The sequence below is a fragment of the Streptomyces sp. M92 genome, from assembly GCF_028473745.1.
GTDB lineage: Bacteria > Actinomycetota > Actinomycetes > Streptomycetales > Streptomycetaceae > Streptomyces.
On sequence record NZ_CP101137.1, the window covers coordinates 4,974,067 to 4,999,750 of the forward strand.

The 25,684-nt window shown below is 73.7% G+C and carries 28 protein-coding genes; 13 read left to right on the plus strand and 15 right to left on the minus strand.

Features of this window, described 5'->3' with window-relative positions; all coding sequences use genetic code 11:
* Window positions 1–6: 6 nt before the first annotated feature.
* The 4 genes from M6G08_RS22315 to M6G08_RS22330 all read left to right on the plus strand — a co-directional run bounded on the left by M6G08_RS22315 (window position 7) and on the right by M6G08_RS22330 (window position 4,150).
* Window positions 7–1,311: an alpha/beta fold hydrolase gene (locus M6G08_RS22315; RefSeq protein ID WP_272588928.1), complete on the plus strand. Its 1,305-nt coding sequence runs from the start codon at window positions 7–9 to the stop codon at window positions 1,309–1,311.
* Window positions 1,312–1,368: 57 nt separating this feature from the next.
* A complete protein-coding gene (locus tag M6G08_RS22320; RefSeq protein ID WP_272588929.1) occupies window positions 1,369–2,112 on the plus strand; it encodes a PIG-L deacetylase family protein in 744 nt (247 codons plus the stop codon).
* A 3-nt stretch (window positions 2,113–2,115) separates the two neighbouring features.
* On the plus strand, window positions 2,116–3,057 hold the full coding sequence (locus M6G08_RS22325) for a sigma-70 family RNA polymerase sigma factor (protein WP_383140500.1): 942 nt from the start codon (window positions 2,116–2,118) through the stop codon (window positions 3,055–3,057).
* Between the two features lie 262 nt (window positions 3,058–3,319).
* A complete protein-coding gene (locus tag M6G08_RS22330) occupies window positions 3,320–4,150 on the plus strand; it encodes a pentapeptide repeat-containing protein (RefSeq protein WP_383140502.1) in 831 nt (276 codons plus the stop codon).
* Here M6G08_RS22330 and M6G08_RS22335 read toward each other — a convergent pair.
* Window positions 4,112–5,659, minus strand: coding sequence for a cytochrome P450 (locus M6G08_RS22335; protein WP_272588932.1), 1,548 nt, complete (start codon window positions 5,657–5,659; stop codon window positions 4,112–4,114). The genes M6G08_RS22330 and M6G08_RS22335 overlap by 39 nt on opposite strands.
* A gap of 122 nt (window positions 5,660–5,781) precedes the next feature.
* On the opposite strand from M6G08_RS22335, the gene M6G08_RS22340 reads away from it, so the two are divergent.
* Both M6G08_RS22340 and M6G08_RS22345 read left to right on the plus strand, forming a co-directional pair.
* On the plus strand, window positions 5,782–6,390 hold the full coding sequence (locus M6G08_RS22340; protein ID WP_272588933.1) for a TetR/AcrR family transcriptional regulator: 609 nt from the start codon (window positions 5,782–5,784) through the stop codon (window positions 6,388–6,390).
* Window positions 6,391–6,506: 116 nt separating this feature from the next.
* Window positions 6,507–7,232: a DUF2470 domain-containing protein gene (locus tag M6G08_RS22345; RefSeq protein WP_272588934.1), complete on the plus strand. Its 726-nt coding sequence runs from the start codon at window positions 6,507–6,509 to the stop codon at window positions 7,230–7,232.
* Between the two features lie 26 nt (window positions 7,233–7,258).
* On the opposite strand, the gene M6G08_RS22350 is transcribed toward M6G08_RS22345, so the two are convergent.
* Both M6G08_RS22350 and M6G08_RS22355 read right to left on the minus strand, forming a co-directional pair.
* On the minus strand, window positions 7,259–8,515 hold the full coding sequence (locus M6G08_RS22350; RefSeq protein ID WP_272588935.1) for an FUSC family protein: 1,257 nt from the start codon (window positions 8,513–8,515) through the stop codon (window positions 7,259–7,261).
* A 114-nt stretch (window positions 8,516–8,629) separates the two neighbouring features.
* The gene (locus M6G08_RS22355; RefSeq protein WP_272588936.1) at window positions 8,630–9,124 is read right to left on the minus strand and encodes an FBP domain-containing protein; all 495 of its coding nucleotides are present in this window, start codon (window positions 9,122–9,124) and stop codon (window positions 8,630–8,632) included.
* A gap of 213 nt (window positions 9,125–9,337) precedes the next feature.
* Here M6G08_RS22355 and M6G08_RS22360 point away from each other — a divergent pair, with 213 nt between their 5' ends.
* Window positions 9,338–9,634 carry a hypothetical protein gene (locus M6G08_RS22360; protein WP_272588937.1) on the plus strand — a complete coding sequence of 99 codons (297 nt, stop codon included), beginning with the start codon at window positions 9,338–9,340 and terminating at the stop codon, window positions 9,632–9,634.
* Between the two features lie 32 nt (window positions 9,635–9,666).
* Here M6G08_RS22360 and M6G08_RS22365 read toward each other — a convergent pair whose 3' ends face one another.
* The 4 genes from M6G08_RS22365 to M6G08_RS22380 all read right to left on the minus strand — a co-directional run bounded on the left by M6G08_RS22365 (window position 9,667) and on the right by M6G08_RS22380 (window position 13,989).
* A complete protein-coding gene (locus tag M6G08_RS22365; RefSeq protein ID WP_272588938.1) occupies window positions 9,667–10,698 on the minus strand; it encodes an SDR family oxidoreductase in 1,032 nt (343 codons plus the stop codon).
* A 306-nt stretch (window positions 10,699–11,004) separates the two neighbouring features.
* A complete protein-coding gene (locus M6G08_RS22370) occupies window positions 11,005–12,195 on the minus strand; it encodes an FUSC family protein (RefSeq protein WP_272588939.1) in 1,191 nt (396 codons plus the stop codon).
* A gap of 61 nt (window positions 12,196–12,256) precedes the next feature.
* On the minus strand, window positions 12,257–12,913 hold the full coding sequence (locus M6G08_RS22375; protein ID WP_272588940.1) for an HAD family hydrolase: 657 nt from the start codon (window positions 12,911–12,913) through the stop codon (window positions 12,257–12,259).
* A 44-nt stretch (window positions 12,914–12,957) separates the two neighbouring features.
* Complete coding sequence (locus M6G08_RS22380) at window positions 12,958–13,989, minus strand: PHP domain-containing protein (protein ID WP_272591405.1); 1,032 nt, start codon at window positions 13,987–13,989, stop codon at window positions 12,958–12,960.
* Window positions 13,990–14,164: 175 nt separating this feature from the next.
* Between M6G08_RS22380 and M6G08_RS22385 the strand changes: the two genes are divergently transcribed.
* Together M6G08_RS22385 and M6G08_RS22390 are read left to right on the plus strand one after the other, a co-directional pair.
* Window positions 14,165–14,974: an SDR family oxidoreductase gene (locus M6G08_RS22385; RefSeq protein ID WP_272588941.1), complete on the plus strand. Its 810-nt coding sequence runs from the start codon at window positions 14,165–14,167 to the stop codon at window positions 14,972–14,974.
* A gap of 37 nt (window positions 14,975–15,011) precedes the next feature.
* Window positions 15,012–15,248: a hypothetical protein gene (locus tag M6G08_RS22390; RefSeq protein WP_272588942.1), complete on the plus strand. Its 237-nt coding sequence runs from the start codon at window positions 15,012–15,014 to the stop codon at window positions 15,246–15,248.
* On the opposite strand, the gene M6G08_RS22395 is transcribed toward M6G08_RS22390, so the two are convergent.
* The 3 genes from M6G08_RS22395 to otr(A) all read right to left on the minus strand — a co-directional run bounded on the left by M6G08_RS22395 (window position 15,229) and on the right by otr(A) (window position 18,549).
* A complete protein-coding gene (locus tag M6G08_RS22395) occupies window positions 15,229–15,807 on the minus strand; it encodes a VanZ family protein (RefSeq protein ID WP_272588943.1) in 579 nt (192 codons plus the stop codon). The genes M6G08_RS22390 and M6G08_RS22395 overlap by 20 nt on opposite strands.
* An 85-nt stretch (window positions 15,808–15,892) precedes the next feature.
* Window positions 15,893–16,555 carry a DUF4230 domain-containing protein gene (locus M6G08_RS22400; RefSeq protein ID WP_272588944.1) on the minus strand — a complete coding sequence of 221 codons (663 nt, stop codon included), beginning with the start codon at window positions 16,553–16,555 and terminating at the stop codon, window positions 15,893–15,895.
* A gap of 107 nt (window positions 16,556–16,662) precedes the next feature.
* Window positions 16,663–18,549 carry a tetracycline resistance ribosomal protection protein Otr(A) gene (gene otr(A) / locus M6G08_RS22405; protein WP_272588945.1) on the minus strand — a complete coding sequence of 629 codons (1,887 nt, stop codon included), beginning with the start codon at window positions 18,547–18,549 and terminating at the stop codon, window positions 16,663–16,665.
* Between the two features lie 191 nt (window positions 18,550–18,740).
* Here otr(A) and M6G08_RS22410 point away from each other — a divergent pair, with 191 nt between their 5' ends.
* Window positions 18,741–19,694: a ribose-phosphate diphosphokinase gene (locus M6G08_RS22410; protein ID WP_272588946.1), complete on the plus strand. Its 954-nt coding sequence runs from the start codon at window positions 18,741–18,743 to the stop codon at window positions 19,692–19,694.
* On the opposite strand, the gene M6G08_RS22415 is transcribed toward M6G08_RS22410, so the two are convergent.
* Both M6G08_RS22415 and M6G08_RS22420 read right to left on the minus strand, forming a co-directional pair.
* Window positions 19,660–20,046 carry an anti-sigma factor antagonist gene (locus M6G08_RS22415; protein ID WP_272588947.1) on the minus strand — a complete coding sequence of 129 codons (387 nt, stop codon included), beginning with the start codon at window positions 20,044–20,046 and terminating at the stop codon, window positions 19,660–19,662. The two genes, M6G08_RS22410 and M6G08_RS22415, sit on opposite strands and share 35 nt — an antisense overlap.
* Window positions 20,047–20,208: 162 nt before the next feature.
* Window positions 20,209–21,150 carry an NADP-dependent oxidoreductase gene (locus M6G08_RS22420; protein WP_272588948.1) on the minus strand — a complete coding sequence of 314 codons (942 nt, stop codon included), beginning with the start codon at window positions 21,148–21,150 and terminating at the stop codon, window positions 20,209–20,211.
* Between the two features lie 345 nt (window positions 21,151–21,495).
* Here M6G08_RS22420 and M6G08_RS22425 point away from each other — a divergent pair, with 345 nt between their 5' ends.
* Together M6G08_RS22425 and M6G08_RS22430 are read left to right on the plus strand one after the other, a co-directional pair.
* Complete coding sequence (locus tag M6G08_RS22425) at window positions 21,496–21,960, plus strand: pyridoxamine 5'-phosphate oxidase family protein (RefSeq protein ID WP_272588949.1); 465 nt, start codon at window positions 21,496–21,498, stop codon at window positions 21,958–21,960.
* A 78-nt stretch (window positions 21,961–22,038) separates the two neighbouring features.
* Window positions 22,039–22,431, plus strand: a complete 393-nt coding sequence (locus M6G08_RS22430; protein ID WP_272588950.1) for a VOC family protein — start codon at window positions 22,039–22,041, stop codon at window positions 22,429–22,431.
* A gap of 22 nt (window positions 22,432–22,453) precedes the next feature.
* On the opposite strand, the gene M6G08_RS22435 is transcribed toward M6G08_RS22430, so the two are convergent.
* Together M6G08_RS22435 and M6G08_RS22440 are read right to left on the minus strand one after the other, a co-directional pair.
* The gene (locus M6G08_RS22435) at window positions 22,454–22,753 is read right to left on the minus strand and encodes a DUF4235 domain-containing protein (protein ID WP_272588951.1); all 300 of its coding nucleotides are present in this window, start codon (window positions 22,751–22,753) and stop codon (window positions 22,454–22,456) included.
* A gap of 59 nt (window positions 22,754–22,812) precedes the next feature.
* On the minus strand, window positions 22,813–23,838 hold the full coding sequence (locus tag M6G08_RS22440; protein ID WP_272588952.1) for a glutathione S-transferase family protein: 1,026 nt from the start codon (window positions 23,836–23,838) through the stop codon (window positions 22,813–22,815).
* A gap of 218 nt (window positions 23,839–24,056) precedes the next feature.
* Here M6G08_RS22440 and M6G08_RS22445 point away from each other — a divergent pair, with 218 nt between their 5' ends.
* Window positions 24,057–24,977, plus strand: a complete 921-nt coding sequence (locus tag M6G08_RS22445) for a cation diffusion facilitator family transporter (protein ID WP_383140573.1) — start codon at window positions 24,057–24,059, stop codon at window positions 24,975–24,977.
* Window positions 24,978–25,042: 65 nt separating this feature from the next.
* Here the strand turns inward: M6G08_RS22445 and M6G08_RS22450 are convergent, their stop codons facing one another.
* A complete protein-coding gene (locus M6G08_RS22450) occupies window positions 25,043–25,492 on the minus strand; it encodes a nitroreductase family deazaflavin-dependent oxidoreductase (protein ID WP_272588954.1) in 450 nt (149 codons plus the stop codon).
* Window positions 25,493–25,684 lie beyond the last annotated feature (192 nt).

Here is a 25,684-nt window from a genome sequence, read left to right on the forward strand (position 1 = left end):
CCCCCGTTGAGCGTCAGTTACCGCCAGCCCGGCGTCGTCCTCACCGACCGCCGGTTCACCGTGCCCCTCGACCACGCCGACCCCGGCGGCGAGACGATCGAGCTGTACGCCCGCGAGGCCGTGGCGAGCGACCAGGCGCACCGGGCCGACCTGCCGTGGCTGGTGTACCTCCAGGGCGGTCCCGGCTTCGGGGCGAACCGTTTCATCGGCCGTCCCGCCTGGCTCGGCCGCGCCCTGAAGGAGTACCGCGTCCTCCTCCTCGACCAGCGCGGCACCGGCGCCTCCACCCCGGCCAACCGTCAGACGCTCCCGCTGCGCGGCGGCCCGGCCGAGCAGGCCGACTACCTCACCCACTTCCGCGCCGACGCCATCGTCCGCGACTGCGAGACCATCCGCCCGCAGGTCACCGGCGGAGCCCCCTGGACCGTCCTCGGCCAGAGCTTCGGCGGCTTCTGCGCCGTCGCCTACCTGTCGCTGGCCCCGCAGGGCCTGAGCACGGCCCTGATCACCGGCGGCCTCCCCTCCCTGGACGCCCACGCCGACGACGTCTACCGGGCCGCCTACCCCCGCATCGAGCGCAAGGTCGCCGCGCACTACGCCCGCTACCCGCAGGACGTCGAGCGCGCCCGCCGCATCGCCGACCACCTGCTCACCCACGACGTAGTCCTGCCGAACGGCTACCGGCTCACCGTCGAGGCCTTCCAGTCGCTCGGCATCCTGCTCGGCGGCAGCGAGGGCAGCCACCGCCTGCACTTCCTCCTGGAGGACGCCTTCGTCCGCACCCCGCGCGGGCACGAGCTGTCCGACGCCTTCCAGGAGGAGGTGCAGTCCCTGCTCTCGTACGCGGGCCACCCGCTGTACGCGCTCGTCCACGAGGCCATCTACGGCCAGGACGCACGCCCCACCAACTGGTCGGCCGAGCGCGTCCGCGCCGAGTTCCCGCGGTTCGACGCCGCCAAGGCCCTCGCGGGCGACGAACCGCTGCTGTTCACCGGCGAGTCGGTCCACCCCTGGATGTTCGACTGCGACCCGGCGCTGCGCCCCCTGCGCGAGACCGCGGAACTGCTCGCCGCCCGCACCGACTGGACCCCGCTCTACGACCCCGCCCGCCTCGCCGCCAACGCGGTGTCTGCCGCAGCGGCCGTCTACCACGACGACATGTACGTCGACACCGCCCACGCGCTGACCACCGCCCGCACCATCCGCGGTCTGCGCACCTGGGTCACCGACGAGTTCGAGCACGACGGGGTCCGGGCCGGCGGCCCGCGCGTCCTGGACCGGCTGCTCGCCCTCGCCCGCGACGAGGCCTGAACGGCGGAGCGTTCGAATTCCGGGTGGGATGTCGGCGGCACGGGTTAGTGTGCGGGCATGACGGAGCCGACGAGTACGCGACTGGAGCCCATGCCCGGCGACTGGCGGCGCGCCCTGGCCGTCGTCGCCCACCCGGACGACCTGGAGTACGGCTGCTCGGCGGCGATCGCGGCCTGGACCGACGAGGGCCGCGAGGTCGCCTACGTCCTCGCGACCCGGGGCGAGGCGGGCATCGACACCCTGGCGCCCGCCGAGTGCGGCCCGCTGCGGGAGCGTGAGCAGCGGGCGAGCGCGGCCGTCGTCGGGGTGAGCGAGGTGGAGTTCCTCGACCACCGGGACGGCGTGATCGAGTACGGCACCGCGCTGCGGCGGGACATCGCCGCGGCCATCCGCCGGTACCGGCCCGAGCTGGTCATCACCCTCAACCACCGCGACACCTGGGGCGGTGTCGCCTGGAACACCCCGGACCACGTGGCCGTCGGGCGCGCCACCCTCGACGCGGCGGGCGACGCGGGCAACCGGTGGATCTTCCCGGAGCTGACCGAGCGGGGGCTCGAACCCTGGGACGGCGTGCGCTGGGTCGCGGTCGCCGGTTCCTCCTCGCCCACGCACGCCGTGGACGCCACCCCGGGACTGGAGCGGGCGGTGCGCTCCCTGCTGGAACACCGCACCTACATCGAGGCGCTGACCGACGAGGACCCCGAGACGTACGTGCGCGGCTTCCTCGTAGGGTTCGCCGAGACCGCGGGCGAGCGGTTCGGCGGGAAGCCCGCGGTGACCTTCGAAGTCTTCGGGCGGTAGCACATGGCGGGGGAGAGCGTGACGGCGGAACACACGGCGGGGGAGCAGGGCGACCGGCGGCTCGCGGAGCGGTTCGAGGAGCACCGCGGGCAGCTGAAGGCGGTGGCCTACCGCATGCTCGGCTCACTGAGCGAGGCGGAGGACGCCGTCCAGGAGGCCTGGCTGCGGCTCGACCGCGCCGGCGCCGACGGCATCGGGAACCTCGGCGCCTGGCTGACCACGGTGACCGGCCGGGTCTGCCTGGACCTGCTGCGCTCACGCACCGCGCGGCGCGAGGAGCCGATGACCGAGGGCTTCGACACCTTCGTCCCGGATCCCGTGCTGCGGGCGCTGCCGCAGGGCGATCCGGAGGAGGCCGCCCTGCACACCGACTCGGTCGGGGTGGCCCTGCTGGTCGTGCTGGAGGCCCTGGAACCCGCCGAGCGGCTGGCGTTCGTGCTGCACGACATGTTCGCCGTCCCCTTCGACGACATCGCGCCGGTCCTGGAGCGCAGCCCGGCCGCCACCCGGCAACTGGCCAGCCGGGCCCGCCGCCGGGTCCGGGACGCCACTCCGGTGGCCGACCCCGACCTCGGCAGACAGCGCCGGGCGGTCGAGGCGTTCCTGGCCGCGAGCCGCGCCGGGGACTTCGAGGCGCTGGTGTCCGTCCTCCACCCGGACGTGGTGCTGCGGGCCGACGCCGGAGCACTGGCCTCGGGTGTCGCGGCGTCGAAGGTGCTGCGCGGGGCCCGGACGGTCGCCACCGGGGCGTTCCACTTCCGGCACCTCGCCGGGTTCGCCCGCCTCGCCCTGGTCAACGGCGCGGTCGGCACCGTCGCCGTGGTCGAGGGACGCCCGCGGTCGGTCACCTACGTCACCGTCGTCGACGGCCTGATCACCGGCATGTACATCCTGGCCGACCCCGACCGGCTGGCCGGCCTGGACGTGTCCGGCCTGCGAACCTGACCGCGCCGGACCGGACCGGTGGTCACAGGAAGCACCCGCCCACGGCGAACGAGAGGCGCCCCGTAGCCGCCCTCACCCGGCGCTGCGCCGGACCGGATCGAGACCACCGGGCCGAGGCCCCGCCGAGGCCTGGGACGCGGGGCTGTGTCCGGGAGCGGCTGCGCCGCGTGGGCGCGAGGGGCCCCATGCGCCCGCACCCGTCCACGGCGAGCGAGGGGGCGCCCCCAAGGCGCCCCCTCCAACGGCCCGTATGCTCGACGGCATGCGAGAACACACTGCTGACCAGGCGGAACTGCGCGGCGACTGCGAGCGGTGCTTCGGTCTGTGCTGCGTGGCGCTGCCCTTCTCCCGGTCTGCGGACTTCGCGGTCGACAAGGAGGCCGGCAAGCCCTGCGCCAACCTCCGGGACGACCACCGCTGCGGCATCCACGCACGGCTGCGGCAGAGCGGGTTCACCGGCTGCACGGTCTACGACTGCTTCGGCGCGGGGCAGCGTGTCTCGCAGGTCACCTTCGGCGGCCGGGACTGGCGCGGCGGACCGCCGGAGCACGGCCGCCGCATGTTCGACGTGTTCCCGGTCGTCCGCCAGCTGCACGAGCTGCTCTGGTACCTGACCGAGGCGCTGGCCCTGCCCGCGGCCCGCCCGGTCCACGCCGACCTGCGCCGGCTCCTGGCCGACACCGAGCGGCTCGCCGAGGGGACCCCCGAGGAGCTGGCCGCCCTGGACGTGGCCGCGCACCGGCAGCGGGTCAACGTGCTCCTGCTGCGCACCAGCGAACTGGCGCGGGCCGGCGCCCGCGGCCGGAAGAAGAACCGCCGCGGCGCCGACCTGATGGGCGCCCGGCTGGTGGGCGCCGACCTCACCGGCGCCGACCTGCGCGGCGCCTACCTCATCGCCGCCGACCTCACCGGTGCGGACCTGCGGGGCGCCGACCTGATCGGCGCGGACCTGCGCGACGCCGACCTGACGGACGCCGACCTCACGGGCGCCTTCTTCCTGACCCAGCCGCAGCTCACCGCGGCTCGGGGCAGCGCCGGCACCAGGCTGCCGGACTCAGTCACCCACCCCGCGCACTGGACAGCGGGAAGCTGACGCGGCTTCCTCGGTCGCGGACGTGCCCTCCGGGGCGGCGGCGGGCCCGGAGGGCGCGGACCGCCGCTCCAGGCCAAGCCGCAGTCCCTCCGGCATCAGCGTCAGCCGCTCGGTCACCCGCAGCCGGTAGCCCGGCTCCGGCCGCAGCTCGTAGCGGCGCAGCAGCAGACCGAGGACCAGCGTCGCCTCGTGCAGCGCGAACTGCCGTCCGATGCAGGCCCGCGCGCCGGTGCCGAACGGCTTGTAGGTGTGGGGGGCACGTGCCCGTACGGCCTTGGCGTCGAAGCGGTCGGGATCGAACCGTTCGGCGTCCGGCCCCCACGCCTCGGGGTCGCGGTGCAGCATGCCGGTCAGCACCAGCGCCCAGGCCCCGCGGCGCATCGGATGGGTGCCGCCCAGCACCGTGTCCCGGCGGGCCTCCCGCGCGAAGGCGGGCGCGGTGGGCCACAGCCGCAGCGACTCGTCCAGCACCCGGCGCACGTAGCGCAGCTTGGCCACCTGCTCGTAGCCGGGTGCCTCGGTGTCGCCCCAGACCCGGTCGACCTCGGCGCGGGCCCGGGCCGCCACCTCGGGGTGCCGGGCGAGGTAGTGCAGGGCGAAGGAGAGCGCGCCCGAGGTGGTCTCGTGCCCGGCGACCAGGAAGGTGATGACCTGGCGGCGGACGTTCTGCGCCGACAGCCGCTCGCCCGTCCGCGGGTGGGCCGTCTCCAGCATCCGGTCGAGCAGGTCGCCGGTGCCGCTCCCGCCGGCGGTCCGGCGGGCGCGTACCAGGTCGTCGACCGTGCGGTTGAGGTACCCGATGTCGGCACTGTTGCGGCGGCTCGCGGCGCGCAGCAGCCACGGCGCCAGCGGCGCGGGCACCGTGTTCAGCCGCTGCGCGTAGCTGAGCGTGCCGACCATCGCGCTCACGAAGGGATGCGGGCGGGAGCGCTCGAAGGAGCCGAAGTCGTGCCCGAACCCGGTGCGCGCGATCGTCTCCAGCGTCAGTTTGGTCATGTCCCCCGGCACGTCCACCGGCCGGCCCTCCGCCAGGGCCCGGTCCCAGTGCCCGGTGAGCCGTCCGGCCACGTCCAGCATCATCACGTGGTAGCCCGCCATGGCGTCCCGGCTGAACCCGGGGGCCAGCACGTCGTGCGCGAGCTGCCAGTTGGACTCGTGGTTGAACGCCGTGAACAGCCCGTCGCCGGCGACCGGCCGCAGGTTGGCCACGCCCAGGCCCACGTGCTTGGCGAAGCGCGTCTCGTCCGCCAGGTCGGCGGCGAGCGCGGCACCCCACACGAACACGAACTCCTTGCCGAAGGCCCGCCGCCGGAAGATCGGCCCCAGCCGCCGGGCGTACCGCAGCGAATCCTGCATGGGGGTGCTCCGGCTCGCCCCGACCACGTCCCCGAGCAACGGGAGCCGGTAGGGCGGGCGCGGGATGCGGTGCAGCTCGGGCCAGCCCAGCTCGGCGCTGCGGAATCCCTTCGGAAGTCCGTCCGGTGCCAGTCGTTCCGTCGTCCGAGCCATGACGCGATCTCCCTTTACGCAGCGGCGTGTTGCACGTGCCGGGCAAGCGTGTTGTACATGGATTCAATAACGTGGCTCAGTCTCGACCCGTTGTTGAACCGACGTCAAGTAAGGTGCGGGGCATGGCCGCGAACCAGGGCGAGCGCACCCGCCGCAGGCTCAGTACCGGGGAGCGCCGGGAGCAGTTGCTCTCGGTGGGCGCGCGGCTGTTCTCGGAGAGCCCCTACGACGACGTCTGGATCGAGCGGGTCGCCGAGATCGCCGGGGTCTCCCGCGGGCTGCTGTACCACTACTTCCCGAACAAGCGGGACTTCTTCGCGGCGGTCGTCGAGCGCGAGAGCGGGCGGATGCTGCGGATGACGGCCGCCGTGCCCGGTGTGCCGGTGCGGGAACAGCTCGCGGCGGGCCTCGACGCGTACCTGGAGTACGTCCGGGCCCACGCGCACGGCTACCGCGCCTTCCACCGTGCCGACGCGACCGGGGACCAGGCGGTGCGCAGGGTCTACCGGCAGGCGCTGGCCGCGCAGGAGCGGCAGATCCTCGCCGCCCTGGCCGCCGACCCGGAGTTCGGGCCGGCCTTCGGGGAACGGGCCGAGGTGCGGCTGGCGGTGCGAGGGTGGCTGGCGTTCACCACCGCGGTCTGCCTGGAGTGGCTGCGGGATCCGGAGCCGGCCCCGGAGCAGGTGCGCGACCTGTGCGCACGGGCCCTGCTGGGCGCCATCGCGCCGTAAACACCGCAGTGTCCGGGTTCTGGTTGGCGCACGCCCCGATCTCCGATAGGTTAGGTGAGCCTTACCTAATGAGGTGACGGCTCAAGTGACGACCGAATTGACGACGGAGGTTGGGGATGGGCGACAGCCACTCCTGGACGGCCGCGCCTGCCGCTGCGGAACGTGCCCGCTCCGTGCTCGCCGCCGCCTGGTCCTGTGCGGTGACCGCGGAGGGCGGGCGCGAGGAGTTCGTCGGCGCGCACGGTGTCGCCGACGACGGCCGGGTGACGCTCCAGGTGCCCGAGGACAGCGCGCTGCTCGCGGCGGCGATCTGCGCGCCCCGCGGAGAGCCGTCCGCCGTGCTGGAGTTCGCCGACGTGGCGCCCGTACCGGTCCGGGGCCGGATCAGGGCGCGGCTCTGGCTGGCCGGCTGGTTCGCCCTTCAGGACGGTCACTTGGCGTTCACGCCCACGCGCGTGGTGCTGCGGCAGCCGTCCGGTGCCGTGGTGGTCGACCCCGACGAGTTCGCCGCCGCCGCGCCCGACCCGCTGGCCCTGGCCGAGGCCCGGCTGCTGACCCATCTCGCCGACTGCCACGGTGACGCGGTGGAGCGGCTGACCAAGCTCGTCGAGGTGGACAGCCTGCACGGCGCGGTCCGGGTGCGGCCGCTCGCCGTCGACCGGCACGGACTCACGCTGCGCATCGAACGCGTCCGCGCCCACGGCGACGTACGGCTCCCCTTCCACGCACCCGCCGACGACGTCGCCCAGCTCACGGAGCGGATGCACGTACTGCTGTCCCAGGCGAGCGCCGCCGCCTGCCCCCGCCCCCTGCAACGGCAGCGCACCGACGGCGACGGCTGAGCCGGGCGGGCCGTCGTCGGGTGTTCTCAGGAGGAACGCCGCGCGGCGGCGCCGCGCTTCCGCTTCCGGAGCCGGGACCGCGCCCGGTCGCGCAGCCCGGTCAGCCGCGGCATGCGTTCGCGCTGCTCGCGGGTGTGCCGGTCCAGCTCCTCCAGGAGCCGGCGCGAACGGTGCTCGGTGTCCATCTCGTCGATGATGCGGTTGACCTCGGTCAGCACCGCGCCGTGCAACTGCCACTGCCGCTGGTCGCGCCGCACCTCCTCCAGGAGCAGCCCGGCCAGTCTGTCGCGGGTGACCGCGGCCTGCCGCAGCTGGGCGGAGAGCCGCTCCTCCGCGGACTCGGCGTCATCGCTGGCACTGGTGGTGACCAGCACCGCGAAGCTGACCACGGCGTCGGCGATCTCGGACAGCAGCTGCTCGATGGTGGCGCCCGTCTCGGGCGGGAACAGCGGCTCGGGTTCCCGTTCCTTGGCGAGGTCGGTGAAGGTGCGGGCCAGGACCCGCATCACCACCGTGCAGATCTCCAGCGTGTCCAGACCGGAACGCAGCACCACCCGGTGGAGCAGCCCCTCGCGCACCCGGGGGTTGAGCCGCAGACTGTCCTCGGCCTGCCGCAGGTCCTCGTCCACCTCGCCGATGTCGTGGTCGAGGCGGCGGGCCTCGTGCAGCCGGGCCGCCGCCTCGTGGTACGCCGAGCTGCCCGCGGCCTCCTCGCCCATCCGCAGCATCAGCTGCCGCACCCGCCGGGCCAGTCCCTCGATCGACTCGCCCGCCTGCTCCACCCACACCGGGGGCGCGAGCACGAGGTTGAAGGCCAGGCCGACCACCGCCCCGATCAGCGTCTCCACCACCCGCGCCCACGCCAGACTCCCGTGCGAGGTCACGCCCAGCACCAGCATCGCGCTGATCGCCACCTCGGCCACGAACTCGTGCGCCCGCACCAGGTGGCCGACGCCCAGCGCCGCCACGATGAGCAGGGCCAGGCTCCACCAGCTCAGTCCGACCAGCCGGCTGAAGAGAATGGCGACCAGCACGCCGGCCACCACGGCGTTGACCCGGCGGAAGCTCATCTTGAGCGTGGCGTACAGGGTGACCTGGACGACCAGCAGCGCGGTGAGCGGCGCGGTGAGCGGCGCCGCCGACTTGTCGGGGGTCAGGCGGACCGCGATCACATAGGCGATCGACGCGGCGGCGGCCGAGCGCAGCGCCTGCACGACCATGGGGTCCCTGAGCCACTTCACCCGCCGCAGGGCCGCCGCGGCACTCTTGCGTACATCGCGCATCCTCGGGCCGTTCCCTTCCCCGGGCGCCTCGAACGTATCCGGACAGGACGGTAACCGGACGAAGGGGGCGAACAGGGGTCTCACGCGCCGGGCGCCGCCGCGCGTCCGTGATCGTCAGGTGATCACCTTGGCGAGGAAGGCGGACAGGTTGCCCATGGTCCGGGCGACCTGTTCCTCCAGGGTCAGGCTCTCCTCGAAGCGGGCACCGCCCTCCGGCGCCTTCCGGCCCCGCAGATACAGGGAGCAGGCGAGATCGGTGCACATGTACAGGCCGACCGAGTTGCCCTCCCTTCCCGCCGGGCCCGCCTTGCGTGCCGTCATCAGGGACACCCCGCCCCGCGGATGGGTCGTCAGGCACAGCGCGCACAGACTGCGCTGGAAGAAGCCGCTGCGGCCCGGCTGGAAACGCAGGGCGACGCCGGTGAGGCGCCCGTCGTGTTCGCCGACCAGGTAGCTGCGGTCGGGTGCTCCCGGATCGCGCCAGCCCAGGAAGTCGAGGTGGTCCCAGGGGCGCTCGTCGAGATCGCGGGGGACCGTCAGGCGCTTGGCCTCGCCCTTGGAGCAGTTGATGAAGGAGGCGCGGATGTCCCGCTCGGTGAGGGGTCTCATGGATCTTCCCGTGCTTTCGGCAGTACTGGAGCAGTGAGGAACCTAGGGCTCCTAGGTTTCTGCCTAGCGTAGGTAGCCGCATGCGGGCGGGCCAGTGATTTTCGAAGCGGGCGTCTCGTTCCCGCGTTTCACCGACCGGGGCGGTGGTACCCGTCGGCGTTCGGGCGGCCCGAACCGCCGGCGACCCGAAGGACCGCAGAAAGGGAGTGCGCAGTGGCCGACCACCGCCTCGAAGGACCGGGGGAGAGCGGCGATCCCGTGCCGCGGGACATGCCTGACCAGCAGGCCGGGACCCGCGACGATCCGTGGGAGGCCGCCGCGCCCACCCGGGAGCAGATGGAGCAGGGCCAGCGTCCCGAGACGGACGAGGACGCCGGCGACGACGCGACCGGCGACGACGACGGCGCCGACGTCCCCGACACGGACGAGGCCGGCACGGGCCGTCAGGGCGCCCCGCGGTCGGGCGCCGTGCACCCGGAGCACCCGGTGCCCGACGAGTCCTCCGGCTGAGGACCCGCCGGGCACTGGTCGGGGGCGCGGCGTCAGCCGACCTTGCGCCCCCGCAACGGCTCCGTGGCCGCCCCCGCGCCCTCCTGGAAGCCCCGCAGGAACTCCTCCAGCACCTCCGTGGCCGTGTGCACCGGACGCCAGCCCAGCTCGGCCCGTGCCCGGGTGCAGTCCATCAAGGGCAGCCGCAGCACCGCGTCGAACAGGTGCGGGGAGGCCGGCAGCAGATGCAGCCCCCACGCCGCCGCGATCGCCGAGCGGGCCGCGGTGCGGGGCAGCCGCACCGGGCGTACGCCGGTCATCTCGCCCAGCAGCGCCGCGTCGACCGGAGGCTCGGCCGCGAGGTTGAAGGGCCCCCTGGCCTCCTGGGAGCGCACCGCGAGCCGGTAGGCCTTCGCCGCGTCGTCCGTGTGCAGGGCCTGCACCCGCAGGCCGGGGACGTCCGGCAGGAAGGGCAGGAGACCCGGCCGGGCCAGCGGGCCGGGCAGGTACTTGCCGCCGAAGATCCGGCGCTGCTCGCTGGCCGACTCGCGCTTGAAGAGGAACGCAGGCCGCATCCGCGCCACCCGGATCCCCGGATGGTCGCGCTCGAAGGTGTCCAGGGCCCGCTCCAGATAGGCCTTCTCCCGGCAGTACGCGGCGTCGGGCCAGCCGTGCGTCGGCCACGACTCGTCCACCGCACGGTCCTTCGGCCCCGGTGAGTAGGCGCCCACCGACGAGGCGTGCACCAGCGTCGGCACCCCGGCCGCGGCCACCGCCTCGAAGACCCGGATGGAGCCGAGCACGTTGGTGCGCCAGGTCGTCGCCGGGTCGTGCGTCGGCTGGAAGGCCCAGGCCAGATGCACCACGGCGTCGGCGCCGGCGAAGTGTCCGGTCAGATCTGCCCGGTCCGAGGCCAGGTCCACCGCCGCCCACTCCGTCTTCGCGGGCGACCACTCGGGAATCCGCCGGGCCAGCCCCAGTACGGAGACCACCTCCGGATCCTCCGACAGCAGCCGTACGACGCTGGTGCCCACGTTGCCGGTGGCCCCCGTGACCACGATCCTGGTGCCCGTTGCGCTGCTCACCCTGCGCTCCTCTCGGCGACTCGTCCCTGCGGACGTCACCGGGTACCCGCCTGGTCGGCCGGGCACGCAGGAAGAAGCCCCGACCGCGACGGGGGAATCACGGTCGGGGCGGCCCGAGGTGGATACGGATGGCGGTCGCCTCTCGGCGAAAGGCTCCACAGGGCTTCAGCCGAACGATCGTCCCTGTGGGCAATAGGTGAGGCCCGGGGACACTGTCCCATCCGTACCCACGCCCTCTTCAACGGGGCGGGGCCTGCCGGTGTTCCACCGTCTGTCACGTTTTGAGGTGATGTGCGTCACTGCGCATCACTGCGACTGGGTCTCGGGGACGATCTCGGCCCACAGGTTCTCCGCCTGCAGCAGCAGCGTGCCCAGTACCGCTGTCCGTGCCGCTCCCTGCCCGGCGTGCTCCTGCAGGCCCTCCTGCAACCGCCGGTGCAGCTCCTCCATCGTCTCCTCCGTCGCCTCCCGCGGACGCGGATCGGCGGCCTCGCCCAGCAGCCGGTCGGCCTCCGCGTGGCAGGAGTCGCCGATCAGCCGCAGCAGGCGGGCGTACAGGTCCAGCGCCGGGCCCCCGGGCGGCTTCGGCGTCCGGTTCTCGTCGGCGGCCACGGCCAGCGTCCGGGTCAGTGCCGTGATGTTCCCGGTGACCCGGCTCCAGCGCCGGTCCTCCTCCTCGGGCGGTACGGCGGTCGGCGGGCGGTGCAGGGCACGCAGCGGCCGGGAGGTCAGGCGCAGGCTCTCCCGGCTCCAGGACCGGGCCGACTCCAGCGCCGCCAGCCGCCGCTGAAGCCGCGCGGCGTCGTGCGACCAGCCGGCCGCGGTCTGCGTGTCCCACTCGGACTCCGGCAGGTCCGCCGCGACCGTGTGCAGGACGTCGCCCGCCTCCCGGGCCAGCCCCGCGAGGTTCTCCCGTACGTCGCGCAGGTGGATCGGCGGCAGGACGAACGCGTTGACCGCGACACCGATCACCGCGCCGAGCGCCGCCTGGCCCACTCGGTGCCCGACCGCCGACGCCGAGACGGCCGTGCCGGAGGCCAGCACGAACACCGCGGTGGTGGCCGTGTAGATGCCCTGTCCGCCGAAGCGGGACCAGTTCGAGATCAGCATCAGCACCGGCAGGGAGAGCGCCAGCGCCCCGGTGTTGTCGTCCGTGAGGGCCTGCGCCCCGGACGCCACCAGCGCACCGGCGCAGATCGCCGTGAACTGCTGCCCGGCCTGCCGCACCGAGCTGTAGACGGTGGCCTGCACGAGGACCAGCGCCACCCAGGGCGCCATCAGCGCCATCGGATCGCCCAGCCAGACACCCGATACGGTCCAGGCGATCAGGGCGGCGCCGGCGGCCTTCAGGGACTGCACGACCAGATCGCGTTCCCGTCCGGGCCCCTGCCAGGCGGCCCGGACCGCCCGCCCGACGGCACAGGCCTCCCACCACACCGCGGCCAGCGGCCGCCGTCCCCGGAACACCTCGCGGACGGTACGCGTCACAGCGGTCATGCGGCGCCGGGAATCCGCTCGACGGGACGACCCGTCCCGGGGCGGGGTTCGACACGGTGGTTCATGCGAACGGGCTCTCCTTCAGCGAGGCCAGCAGGCCGGACGGGTCGGCGTAGACGGCGTCCGCGCCCGCCTCCTCGAGGTCGGCGCGGGGCAGCCCGCCGCACAGCACGCCCACACAGCGCACCCCGGCCCTGCTGCCCGCGCGCATGTCCCAGACGGTGTCGCCGACGAACACGGCCCGCTCGGCCGGTACCCCGGCCAGCTCCAGGGCCTGCTCAACCGGCTCGGGCGCCGGCTTCCCGGCCGCCACGTCGTCCGCGCTCGCGGTGGCGGCGATGGCGTCGTCCGCGTCGATCGCCCGCCGCAGGGCGCCCAGCTCCGCGCCGCCCGCCGAGGTGGCGAGGACCACCTTCCAGCCGTCGCGGGCCAGCCGGCGCAGCAGCTCCCCGGCGTCCGGCAGGGCCGGCAGGCGGTCGAAGTACTGCCCGTACAGCGCCTTGTGGGCGGCGCTGAGCCGCGCGTCCTGGTCCGTGTCCCGGTCCTCGCCCAGCAGATGGCCGATGAGGTCGGTCGAGGCGAGTCCCACGGCCCGGTGAACGGCGTGCATCGGCACGTGATGGCCCGCCTGCCTGAACGCCTCCCACCAGGTCGTCACATGCAGGTGATTGGTGTCGACGAGGGTCCCGTCGACGTCGAACACGGCTGCTCGTTCCATGCACCGCTCCCTTCCTGTCCGTGGCTCGGCCGGCGGGTACCACGTCAGCGGCCCGCCACTCCGGACGGAACGCGGCCCTGCCGGGTCCAGGCGAGCAGGTCGTCCAGCGGCCACGTGGTGACCACCCGCTCCGGGGGCACCCCGCACTCCTCGGCCCGCGCGCACCCGTGGAGCTGCCAGTCCAGCTGGCCGGGCGCGTGGGCGTCGGTGTCGACGGAGAACAGCACCCCCGCGTCCACGGCCCGGCGCAGCAGCCGACGCGGCGGGTCGAGCCGCTCTGGCCGGCTGTTGATCTCCACGGCGGTGCCGGACCCGGCACAGGCGGCGAACACCTCGTCCGCGTCGAACTCCGACTCCGGCCGCCCCCGGCCGGTCAGCAGCCGGCCGGTGCAGTGCCCCAGGACGTCCGCGTGCGGATCGCGTACGGCCCGCACCATGCGGCGCGTCATAGCGCGGGCGTCCATCCGCAACTTGGAGTGGACCGACACCACGACGACGTCCAGGCGCTCCAGCAGCTCCGGCTCCTGGTCCAGCGAGCCGTCGTCGAGGATGTCGCACTCGATGCCCGTCAGCAGCCTGAACGGCGCCCAGGACTCGTTGAGCTCCGCCACCACGTCCAGCTGCTCGCGCAGCCGCTCGGGCGCCAGACCGCGCGCCACCGTCAGCCTCGGCGAGTGGTCGGTCAGCGCCGCCCACTCGTGCCCGAGCGCCGCCGCGGCCCGGCCCATCTCCTCGATCGGGCTGCCGCCGTCCGACCAGTCGGAGTGCAGGTGGCAGTCGCCGCGCAGCAGCTCCCGCAACCGTTCACCGCCCTCGGCGAGCGGCGTGTCCGCCTCGCCCTCCAGCTTCTCCAGGTATCCGGGCACCTGCCCGGCCAGCGCCTCCCGCGCCACCTGCGCCGTCTTGGGCCCGACGCCCTTCAGCGACTCCAGCGACCCGGCCCGTTCGCGCAGCTCGGCGGCGGGCAGCTCGGCGAGCACCCGGGCCGCGGTGCGGAAGGCGCGGACGCGGTACGTCGGTGCCTGGGTCCGCTCCAGAAGGAACGCGATGCGCTCCAGCGCCTCGACGGGCTCCATCGCCACCTCCTCCTCCGGCACGTCCAGGGTTCCCCACCGTCCCGGCTACCGCACCACGGGCCGGACGGTTTGTCCGTGCCGTGCCCCGGGTACTGCGACGCCCTGCGCACCGCCGGCCACCGCGGGGCCGTGGTACCGGGACGAGAAGCCGAGGAGCGCCCACGAGGAGGCCGCCATGCCCAGCCCCAGCCCGTCCGCCGCCAAGGTGGCCGTGATCACCGGCTCCGACTCCGGCATCGGCCGCGCCACCGCCGTAAAGCTGGCCGAGGCGGGCATGGACGTCGGCATCACCTGGCACACCGACGAGGAGGGTGCCGAACGGACCGCCGACGAGGTCCGGGCCCTGGGCCGCCGGGCCGAGACCGCCCGGGTGGACCTGACCCGGCTGCCCGGGGCCGCGGAGACCGTCGACGGGCTGTGCGACCGGCTCGGCCGCGTCGACGTCCTGGTCAACAACGCCGGCACGGGCACCGCCACGCCCTTCCTCGACCTGGGACTGGACGATCTGCGGCGCGTCCTGGACGTGGACCTCGCCGGTCCGTTCCTGTGCGGCCAGCTGGCGGCCCGGCGCATGATCGAGCAGGGCGGGGGCGGCCGGATCGTCAACGTGACCTCCGTCCACGAGCACCAGCCGCGGGTGGGCGCGGCCCCGTACTGCGCGGCCAAGGGTGGCCTCGGCCTGCTCACGCAGGTCATGGCGATCGAGCTGGCCGAGCACGGCATCACCGTCAACGCGGTCGCCCCAGGCGAGATCGCCACGCCCATGACCGGCCAGGAGGACACCGACCCGCACACCGAGCGCCGCCCCGGTGTGCCCCTGGGCAGGCCCGGCGACGCCCGCGAGGTGGCCGCTGTGATCGCCTTCCTCGCCGGCCCCGACGCCTCGTACGTGACGGGCGCGTCGTGGAGCGTGGACGGCGGGATGCTCCGGATGGGCCCGATGGCCGGGTCCCATCTGCGCGGCGACGACTGGCGGCGTCCGTGAGCCCGCGCCACCGCGGGTTGCGGCCTACCCTCGATGCATGACCGAAATCAGGAGCCCGCACATCGGCAGTCCGCGGATCCTCGTGCTCCGCGTGCAGCCGGGAACGCCGCCGTTCCGGATCGTGGAAATCGACGGCCAGGTGGTCGGTGAGGCCAGGGACGTCACCGACGTGCTGGAGGCCGCCGCGGCCTTCGGCATCACGGTCCACGACCTGGACGACCCGGACGTGGTCCGCTGGGTCGGCGGCGACAAGTTCACCTGGACGCCGCACTAGGGCCGGCTCCCCGGCCGTCCGGGGTGGGCCGGCGCGCGTGCACCGCGCGGCTCATCCGCCGGCCCAGGAGCAGGTAGCCCGCCAGCGCGCCCGTGGTGTTGAGGATGACGTCGTCGATGTCGAAGGCCCGCCCGGTGACCAGGGCGCCCTGGGCGAACTCGACCAGCAGCATCACCACGGCCGTCAGCAGCAGCACCCTCAGCAGCCCCCGGGCGCGCGGGGCGACCAGCGGCACCAGCACGCCGAACGGGACGCCCAGCAGCAGGTTGCCGCCGATCTGCTTCACGGCGTCCCGCAGCGCGGGCTGGTCCAGATAGGCCCGCAGCGAGCTGCCGGGACGCAAGTTGGTGTGGGTCAGCGCCTCCGAGGCGGGGGAGGGGTGCAGCGTCAGCCGTGCCAGCACCACCGCGAACGCCACCATGAAGACGAACGCGCACGCCGTCGCGAGCAGGCGCAACAGCAGGGCGAGCGGACGCCGTTCGCGCCGGTCGACGTCGTCGTCGGCCTCGGTGGCGCGGGAGCGTTGCGACGAACGCGGCCCTGAAGCGGTACGAGCCATTTCGGTCCTCCAGTCGTCGTCGGCTTCCTCGCGTGGTGCGGTTACCCGCGGGCACGGCGAGGATGCGGGAAGCGGCTCCCGCCCGTCATGGCCCGTAGGTCACCCGCACCTTCTCGAAGCCGAGGGAGTGCAGCAGGCCCTTGAGCATCGCCGTGGTGTTGCTCTCCGCGCGCGCCTTCAGCTCGCTCTCCTTCGCGGCGTCGGCGATGTGCCGGGCCGCGAGCCGCTGCACGGCCTGCTCACCGTTCGGGTTGTCCGAGAACAGGTCGCCGAGGCGGTCGAGGAGCCCGCGCTGCTTGGACACGGCGTAGGAGCGTTCGGGGTCGAGGGCCGGTTCGCCGAGCGCGGCGTGCGGCAGCCGGAGCGTGGCCGAGGTGCGGTCGCCGTCGACCGTCACGTCGTCCTCGCCGACCTTCCCGAGGTCGACGTGGGCGTCGACGGTGCCCGCGCCGACGTACAGGGTGCGGGTGCCCCGGACGGCGTCGGGCAGGAACTTCGCGTCCTTCTCCAGGTCCACGACGACCTGGAAGTTGCCGGAGGCGGCCTCGTAGCGGCTGATGTCCCGGACGGAATCCAGCAGCGCGGGGCCCGAGCGGTCGTGGGTCTCGGTGCCGAACACGTCCTTGAGCCCCGGTACGAGGCTCAGCCGGAATCCCGCGAACAGCACGACGAGGACCAGCAACAACGCGGTGAGCACCTTTGCCCAGCCGGGCATCCGCCCGGGGAGCTTCCTGACGGGAGTCGTCATGGCGACGGCCCTCCTTCCTGCTGTCCGCATGCCCCCCATCTCCCGTGCCAGACCGGGCAGTTGGCGCCCGGCGGGGGAGCGCGGGGCATGCGGGAGCGTTCGGCGGCTCAGTGGGGCGGCTTCAGCGGACGGTCCGCGGACGGGCGGGACGACCAGACCGCCTCCCCGCGGGTCAGCCCCGGCAGTCGCAGCTCCGCCTCCCGCACCCGCCGGGCCGGCAGCTCGCCGGTGACCAGCCAGGCCGGGTCGCCGCCGGTCGTGCCGGTGAAGTCCGCGCCCAGCGCGGCGAGCTGGGCCGTCACCGGCGCCAGTGCGTCCCCCGGCACCTCCGCCTCGAAGGAGTGGTACGGCTCGTACAGCCGCGTCCCCGCCCGCCGCAGGGCCCGGCGCAGCACGATCGGGGTGAGCCCGCGGAAGTCGGCGGCGGTGCTGACCGGGGAGCTGAAACCGGACCGGGTCAGGGTGACCCGGTAGTCCGTGACCGCGGCACCGGACAGGCCGGTCAGCAGGGTGGAGTGGACCGTCTCCTCGACGGCCTGGTGGAAGGCGCGGGGGAGGGCGCCCAGCTCCGTCTCGTAGGCGAACACCCCGCCCGAGCCGCGCGGCCCCGGCTCGACCCGCAGCCCGACCGTCGCCCAGTACCGGGTGTGGTCGAGCCACGGCATCTCCTCCGCCGCCTCGCCGGTGCCCACCGGGCGCTCCAGGAACCGGACGCGGCCCGGCGCGAACTCGGCCGCGATGCCGTAGTCCTCGGCCAGCGTCGCCGCGAGCACCTCCATCTGGACCTCGCCGTACAGCAGGAGCGCGGTGGCGCCGGACGCCTCGGGACGGGCGTGCAGCAGCGGGTCCTGGTCGGCCAGCGCGAGCAGGGCCGAGCGCAGCGGCGCCGCCTGCCCGGGGTGCCGGGCCCGGACCAGGGTCTGCAGGGTCGGCGGGGCGAACTGCGGGGCGCGGCCGGTGAGGCCGCCGAGCCGGTCGCCGACGCGCAGGCCGCCGGGGACGCCGAGGGCCGCGATGTTCCCGGCGGTGAGCGTGCCGGCCCCGCCGACCACGTCCAGGCGGGTGACCCGGCCGGGGACCTCGGTGGTCCGGCCGTCCGACTCGCGCCGCAGGAACGTCAGCCGCTGCCGCGGGCGCACCTCACCGTCGTACAGCCGCAGGTACGCCGTCCGCCCGCCGCCGGGACCGGGGCGCACGGCGAACACCGTGCCCCGGGGTGTCGTGCTGCCCTCCGTCGCGGGCTGGGCGGCCGGGACCAGCCGGACCAGGTCCGCGACCAGTTCGGCGACGCCCTGGCCGCCGAGTGCGGAGCCGTGGTGGAGCGGGTGGAAGGACCCGTCGGCGGTGCGGGCGGCCAGTGCGGCGGCCAGGTCCCCGGCGGTCGGCGCGGGACCGTCCACCAGTGCCGCCAGGATGCCCGGGTCGACCTCGGCCAGCGCCTCGGCGGTCCGCCCGTCCAGGGGGCGCCGGGCCACCCGGGCCCGCGCGGTGCCGGCGTCCGTCACCTCCGTCAGCGGCGCCACATGCGGGGTCAGCAGGCGTCGGACGTCGGCGAGCAGGCCGTCGGTGCGGGCGCCGGCCCGGTCGATCTTGTTGACGAAGACCAGCGTGGGCAGCCGGAGCCGGCGCAGGGTGCGCATCAGCACCCGGGTCCGCGCCTGTACGCCCTCCACGGCGGACAGCAGCAGCACCGCGCCGTCGAGGACCTCCAGGGCGCGCTCGACCTCGGCGACGAAGTCGGAGTGCCCGGGGGTGTCGATCAGGTTGACCTGGGTGTCGCCCACGGTGAAGGAGGCGACGGCGGAGCGGATGGTGATGCCGCGGCGGCGTTCGATCGCGCCGTCGTCCGTACGGGTGTCGCCGGTGTCGACGCCGCCGAGCCGGTCGACGGCGCCGTGGTCGAACAGCAGCCGTTCGGTGAGGCTGGTCTTACCGGCGTCGACGTGGGCCAGGATGCCGATGTTCAGGGTGCGCGGGGCGTGCGGGGTCTGCATGCGGGGTGGACTCCTCGATAACCGTGGGCCGGAAGGGGCACTGGGGGTTTCCGAGGAGTCGGCGCATGCGAACGATCCTGACCTGTGGGAACACGGACGGCGCCATCATGGCGTCATGCCCCGGGTTCTCCGCAACCGGATTTCCGTAAGCTGAGGCTCCCGGCCGGACAGGATCACGCGAGGAGCGGTCCGTGCGAGACATCGCCGTGTTCAGCGGTAGCGCCCACCCCGAGCTGGCCGAGGAGGTCTGCGCCCACCTGGGGGTGCCCCTCAGCCCCACCCGGGTCAGCCGGTTCGCCAACGACTGCCTGGAGGTGCAGCTGCGGGCCAACTGCCGGGAGCGGGACGTCTTCCTGATCCAGCCGCTGGTCAAGCCGGTCCAGGAGCACCTGGTCGAGCTGCTGATGATGTGCGACGCGGCCCGCGGGGCGTCGGCCGGCCGCATCACCGTCGTCATGCCGCACTACTCCTACGCCCGCTCCGACAAGAAGGACGCGCCGCGCATCTCGCTCGGCGGGCGGCTGGTCGCGGACCTGCTGGTGGCGGCGGGCGCGAGCCGGGTGCTCGCCATGACCCTGCACTCGCCGCAGGTCCACGGCTTCTTCACGGTCCCGGTCGACCACCTGCACGCCCTGCGGGAGCTGGCCGCGCACTTCCGGCGGTACGACCTCTCCCGTACGACGGTCGTCTCGCCGGACCTGGGCAACGCCAAGGAGGCCGCGGCGTTCGCCCGGATGCTCGGCGCCCAGGTCGCGGCCGGTGCCAAGCAGCGGTTCGCCGACGACCGGGTGAGCATCAGCGCCGTGATCGGGGACGTCGCCGGGCGCGACGTCATCGTGCTCGACGACGAGATCGCGAAGGGCAGCACGGTGCTGGAGCTGCTCGACCGGCTGCGGGAGGCGGGGCCGCGCACCATCCGCCTCGCCTGCACGCACGGGCTGTTCGCGGCCGGTGCGCTGGGGCGGCTCGGCGAGCAGCCGGACGTGCTGGAGATCGTGTGCACCAACACCGTCCCGGTGCCGGTGGACGGTCACACGGACAAGCTGTGCGTGCTGTCCATCGCCCCGGCGCTGGCCGAGGCCGTGCGCCGCATCCACAACGGGGAGTCGGTCAGTGCCCTGTTCGACGCCCCGCAGGCCGGCTGACGCCGAACACCTCCTCCAGGGTCGGCCGCGGCGGCAGCACCCCCGCCAGGCCGGTGATCCGCAGCATGCGCAGGGTCAGCGGGTGGGCGCACACCAGGTGCACCTCCCCGCCCCCGTCGAGCACCCGGTGCCGGGCCCGGTACAGCAGCCGCAGCCCGGAGCAGTCGAAGAACTCGACGCCGCCGAGGTCGAGCACCACCCGGGCGCCGGGGCGGTCCGTCTCCCGGTCCAGGAAGGGGGCCATCTCCGAGGCCGACGCGATGTCGATCTCCCCCCGGAACTCCAGCACGGTGTGCCCCCGCTCCCGGCGCACACGCAGGTGCCGGGTGGGCGACGCGGGTAACTGCCGCACGACGACCTCGCCTCCAGCCTTCCGGGTCACAACCGTCTGTTCCGCTCGGGAAGTTACCCCGATCGAGCGAGTTTGAGCATGTTCGATTGACATATGTCATCGAAATCTCACACCGGAGGCCAGTAGTCGGCCAGTCGGCCGGTCGGCCGGTCGATCAGTCGGTCAGTCCATGACGAGCACGAGCTTGCCCGTCGTACGGCCCGTCTCGCCCAGCGCGTGCGCCTCGGCCGCGTCGGCGAGCGGGAACGTCCGCTCGACCGTCGCCCGCAGCTTCCCCGACTCCACCAGGGCGGCGATCTCCCGCATGTCGGCCCGGTCGGCGTCGACCAGCATCCGCACCGCGCGCACACCCAGCCGCTCGGCCTCCTCGTAGAACTCGTCCGACCCGACCGGCAGGATCGACACGACCACGCCGCCCGGGCGCAGCACGCGCAGCGACCGCAGGGACGTGTCGCCGCCGATCGTGTCCAGGACCACGTCGACGTCCTTCACGGCCTCGGCGAAGTCCGTCTCCCGGTAGTCCAGCGGCTCGTCCACGCCCAGGGAGCGCAGGAACTCGTGCTTGGCGGCGCTGGCGGTGCCGATCACATGGGCGCCGCGGGCCTTGGCGATCTGCACGGCCACATGGCCCACGCCTCCGGCCGCCGCGTGGACCAGCACCCGCTGTCCCGGCCGGACGTCGGCCCGCTCCACCAGGGCCTGCCACGCCGTCAGTGAGACCAGGGGCAGGGCACCGGCCTGCACGTGGTCGATCCCGGCCGGCTTGTGCGTGAAGGTGCGCGCGGGGGCGGTGACGTACTCCGCGTGGGAGCCGTGGCCGAAGGGGTAGGACAGCATCCCGAAGACCTCGTCGCCCGGCCGGAAGGCGGCGACCCCGATCCCGACCGCCTCCACCACGCCCGAGACGTCCCAGCCCAGGACGAACGGGGGCTCGCCGAGGAAGCCGCCGTTCGCCCGGTGCTTCCAGTCGGTCGGGTTGACCCCGGCGGCCCGCATCCGCACCAGCACCTCGTTCGGACGGGGCTCGGGGCGGTCGCGCCGCACCTCCTTCAGGACCTCCGGACCGCCGAGGACGTCCTGGCTGACGGCGCGCATGGTGTTCATCAAGAACCTCGCAAAGGGGAGAGGGGCTCCAACGGCACGGACTGCAACCTCCGACGAGATCCTGTCATTCCCCGCAGCGCCGGGCACCCGGAAGCGCGAGCGGACCTCACCCGGCCGTCGGCGGGAGGCGGAACGCAGAGCCCTCGCCCTGCGAGCGGGCGGTCACCGGACCGCCCGCACTCTCGAACTGGGCTTCCCGGGTCGAAAATCGAACCGGCAAGCGGTGCGAGACCGCCCGACCTCACATGATCTGCACGACGCCCGGTCGTGATCTTCGTTACTGCCCGGGAGCCGTGGCACGATCGGGTTCGGTCGATCACGACGCCACATCAGGAGGCCCCGCAGATGACCCCGTCACCGGCCCGCAGTGCCGAGCAGCGCCGGCACGACACCCTGCACCGTCTGGACCACGACGTGGACGCCTGGGTGGCCACGGCCGACGGCGCCTCGGGCATGCCCTGGCTCGTCCCGCTGTCCTTCCTCTGGAACGGCTCCTGCCTGCTGTTCTCCACTCCCGCCGCCAGCCCCACCGGACGCAACCTGGCCGCGAGCGGACGGGCGCGGGTCGGCATCGGGCCGACCCGCGACGTGGTGATGGTCGAAGGCACCGTGGAGACCGTGGCCCCCGAGGAACTTCCCGAGCAGGACGCCGAGTTGTTCGCAGCCAAGACCGGCTTCGACCCGCGGTCGCTCGCCACGCCCTACCTGTACTTCCGCGTCCACCCGCGGCGCGTCCAGGCCTGGCGCGAGGCCGACGAGTTGGAGGGCCGCGACCTGATGCGCGAGGGCCGGTGGCTGCCGGCCGACTGATCCGGCGGGACCGGGTTATCCGCAAGGTACGGGACGCGGGGCACGACCGCCCCGCGCCCGGAACCTTTCGGAGGAGACATGGCACTGGTCAACGCGGGCGTCGTGGTGCTCGACTGCGCCGAGCCCGAGAAGCTCGCCGAGTTCTACAAGGGACTGCTGGGCGCCGAGGAGAGCGAGGCGACCGCCAACCGGATCGAGATCCAGGGGCCCGACGGCTTCCGCATGGCCTTCCGCCGGGACGTCAACGCCACCCCGCCCAGCTGGCCCCGCCCCGAGAACTCCCTCCAGGCCCACCTGGACTTCTGGGTGGACGATCTGGATGAGGCGGAACGAGGTGTCGTCGAACTGGGCGGGCGCCCGGTGGAGGCGAAGGACGCGCTCGGCATGCACGAGGAGCGCGGTTACTCCGACCCCTCGGGCCACTCGTTCACCTTGCGTCGTACCGCGCCGACGGCGCCCAAGCAGGGCTAGGGGCTGTCCTTAAGGGTGCGGGTCAGTCCCGGCCGCCCTTCTCGGGGACCGGCCAGACGCCGGTCGAGCGCTCGATGGCCTTGGCGCCCGTGCGGTCCACCGCACTGCGCACCGCGGCGAAGATGGCGCCCTGGATCGCCGCGGCCAGCAGGATCTCGCCCCAGCCGCGGTCCGGGTCCAGGGCGTCGGGCGCGTCGTCCTCGTGCCGGATCATCTTCCAGGTCTTCTGGAACGTCATCCCGGCCAGCGTGCCGCCCAGCCAGCCGAGCGCGAACCCGACGGGCTTGTAGGCGAGGGGGAGCTTCTTCTTTTTCTTCGCCATGGGGTCTCCTTGTCTCGTGTTGTCTCGTGTGCGCCGAATGGTCGTACGGATGTCCCGGATCAGGCCCTGCCCCGCACCGGCACCTCCTCGTCGGTGCGGACCGGCCCCGGCGCGGTGCCCTCGCCGAACGGGCTGCCGCCCAGTTCCTGACGGTGATGGGGCGTGAGCCAGCCGGACAGGTCCGGGCCGAGGGGCACGATGGCGGTCGGGTTGATGCCGGTGTGCACCTGGTAGTAGTGACGCTTGATGTGGTCGAAGTCGACGGTGTCGCCGAAACCCGGCGTCTGGAACAGATCGCGGACGTACCCCCACAGCACCGTGTTCTCGGCCAGCTTCCAGCGGTTGCACTTGAAGTGGCCGTGGTACACGGCGTCGAAGCGGACCAGCGTGGTGAACAGCCGGATGTCCGCCTCGGTGATCGTGTCGCCGACGAGGTAGCGCTGCCGCTCCAGGCGGGGCACCAACTGCTCCAGGCGCCGGAACACGCCCGCGCACGCCTGCTCGTACTCCTCCTGGCCGGTGGCGAAGCCCGCCCGGTAGACCCCGTTGTTGACGTCCTCGTAGACGCCCGCCATGACCTCGTCGATCTCGTCGCGCAGCGCCTCGGGGTACAGGTCGGGGGCGCCCGGCCGGTGCAGGGACGTCCACTCGGTCGCGAGGTCCAGGGTGATCTGCTGGAAGTCGTTGGTGACCAGCTTCCCGCTGGGCACGTCCACGATCGCCGGCACGCTGACCCCGCCCGGGTAGCCGGTCTCCCGGCGGTCGTAGGCCTCGCTGAGGTAGCGGATGCCGAGGACCGGGTCGCGGCCGTCCGGGTCCAGGGTGAACCGCCAGCTGCGGTCGTCCTGGACCGGGTCGGCGACCGCGAGGGACAGGGCGTCCTCCAGGCCGAGCAGCCGGCGGGAGACCAGCGCCCGGCTCGCCCACGGACAGGCCCGGCTCACCACCAGCCGGTAGCGGCCGGGCGCCACCGGCCAGCCGTCCCGGCCGTCCGCGGTGATCCGGTCCGCGAAGTGGCTCCTGGACCGCTTGAACGCCTTCCTGCCGTAGCCGCTGTTGCCGGGCGTCCCGTCGTCACCGCTCATACCCCTGCCCTCCGGTCGTCCGTGTGCTCTGGTGGACACGTTCCCCGTTTTCGGCCGTCGGCACTGGTGGGCCCCGGCGGGCCACCCGCAAGGCGGGTGTGAGCCACGCGGGTGGGGGCAGTCGGCCCCTCGTGAGTGCGACGACGAGTGCGACAGCGAGCGTGACGGCCTCAAAACGGGCGCCGGAGCGGAAGACCGACCGCAGGACACGCGTCACCGTGCTGGTGGCCCTGGCCGCCAACCTGGTGATCGCCGTGGCCAAGGCGGTGGGAGGCTTCCTCGCAGGGTCGCCCGCCCTGCTGTCCGAGGCGGCGCACTCGGTGGCCGACAGCCTGAACGAGGTCTTCCTCCTCGCCGCGCTGCGCCGCAGCCGTCGGCCCGCCGACCGGCGGCACCCCTTCGGCTACGGGAAGGAACGGTTCTTCTGGTCGCTGCTGGCCGCCGTCGGCATCTTCGTCATGGGCGGCTGCTTCTCCTTCTACCAGGGAGTGGAGGCCCTGCGCACCGGAGGGCAGGAGGAGCTCAGCGGCTACGTGGCCGGTCTGATCGTGCTCGCGGTCGCCCTGCTCGCCGAGGGCGGCTCCCTGCTGCGCGCCCTGTACCAGGTGCGGGGCCAGGGCGGGGTCGCCGCCGGTCTGCGAGACCCGGCGCTGCGCACGGTCGTCGCCGAGGACGGCACCGCGGTGCTCGGGGTGACCCTCGCCATGACCGGCATGATCCTGCACATGGTCACCGGTCAGGTCGTGTGGGAGGCCTGCGCCTCACTCGCCATCGGCGCGCTGCTCGTCTACGTGGCCTACCGGCTGGGCCGCGAGGCCCGCGACCAGCTGATCGGCGAGGCCGCCGACCCGGAGGCCAGCGGCCGGATCCGCTCGCTGCTGCGGGCGCAGCCGGAGATCGACAGCGTCGAGGCGCTGTTCACCATGAAGACGGGACTCGACTCCACCCTGGTGGCCGCCCGCGTCGACCTGATGCCAGGCCTGGACAGCGAGCAGGTGGAGGAGGTCGCCGTGCGCATCAAGCGGTCGATCGCCCACACCGTCCCCGAGGCGGAGCAGATCTTCCTCGACGTCACCGACCGGCGGGCGCGCGAGGCGGCGGAAAGCCCCGCCGCGACGGGGGAACGCGGCGGGGCCTGACCCACGTGTGCCCGGTCGGCGCCGCTCCATGCGCACCGAATCCGGACAACACGTTCCGGCCCGGCTCAGCTCCCGCCGGCCGGTTCCAGCACGAAGACCGGGATCTCCCGGTCCGTCTTCTTCTGGTAGTCCGCGTACGGCGGATACGCCGCGACGGCGCGCTCCCACCACGCGGCCTTCTCCGCGCCCGTGACCTCACGGGCCGTCATGTCCCGCTTCACCGGCCCGTCCTGGAGCTCCACACGGGGATCGGCCTTGACGTTGTGGTACCACACGGGGTGCTTCGGCGCCCCGCCCAGGGACGCGACCACGGCGTACCGGCCCTCGTGCTCGACGCGCATCAGCGGCGTCTTGCGGATCTTGCCGCTGCGCGCTCCCCGGGTGGTCAGCACGATCACGGGCATGCCCGTGTCCAGCAGGGTCGTGCCCTTCGTACCGCCCGAGCTCTCGTACAGCTCGACCTGTTCGCGCACCCACTGCGTCGGGCTGGGTTCGTACTCGCCGTCCAGAGGCATGGCATCCGTCCCATCGTCACGTCGTACGGCTGACCGGCACCGTGGTTCAACACCGGCCGGTGCCCGATCCATCCATACCCGCCGCCGCGCCCCGGTCCACGACCCGGCGCGCCGTCACCGTGACGGAATCCGGCGCACCGCCACGGCGGGCGGGCGGTCCTATCGCGCCACGTCCGCCGTCCGCGGACGGCC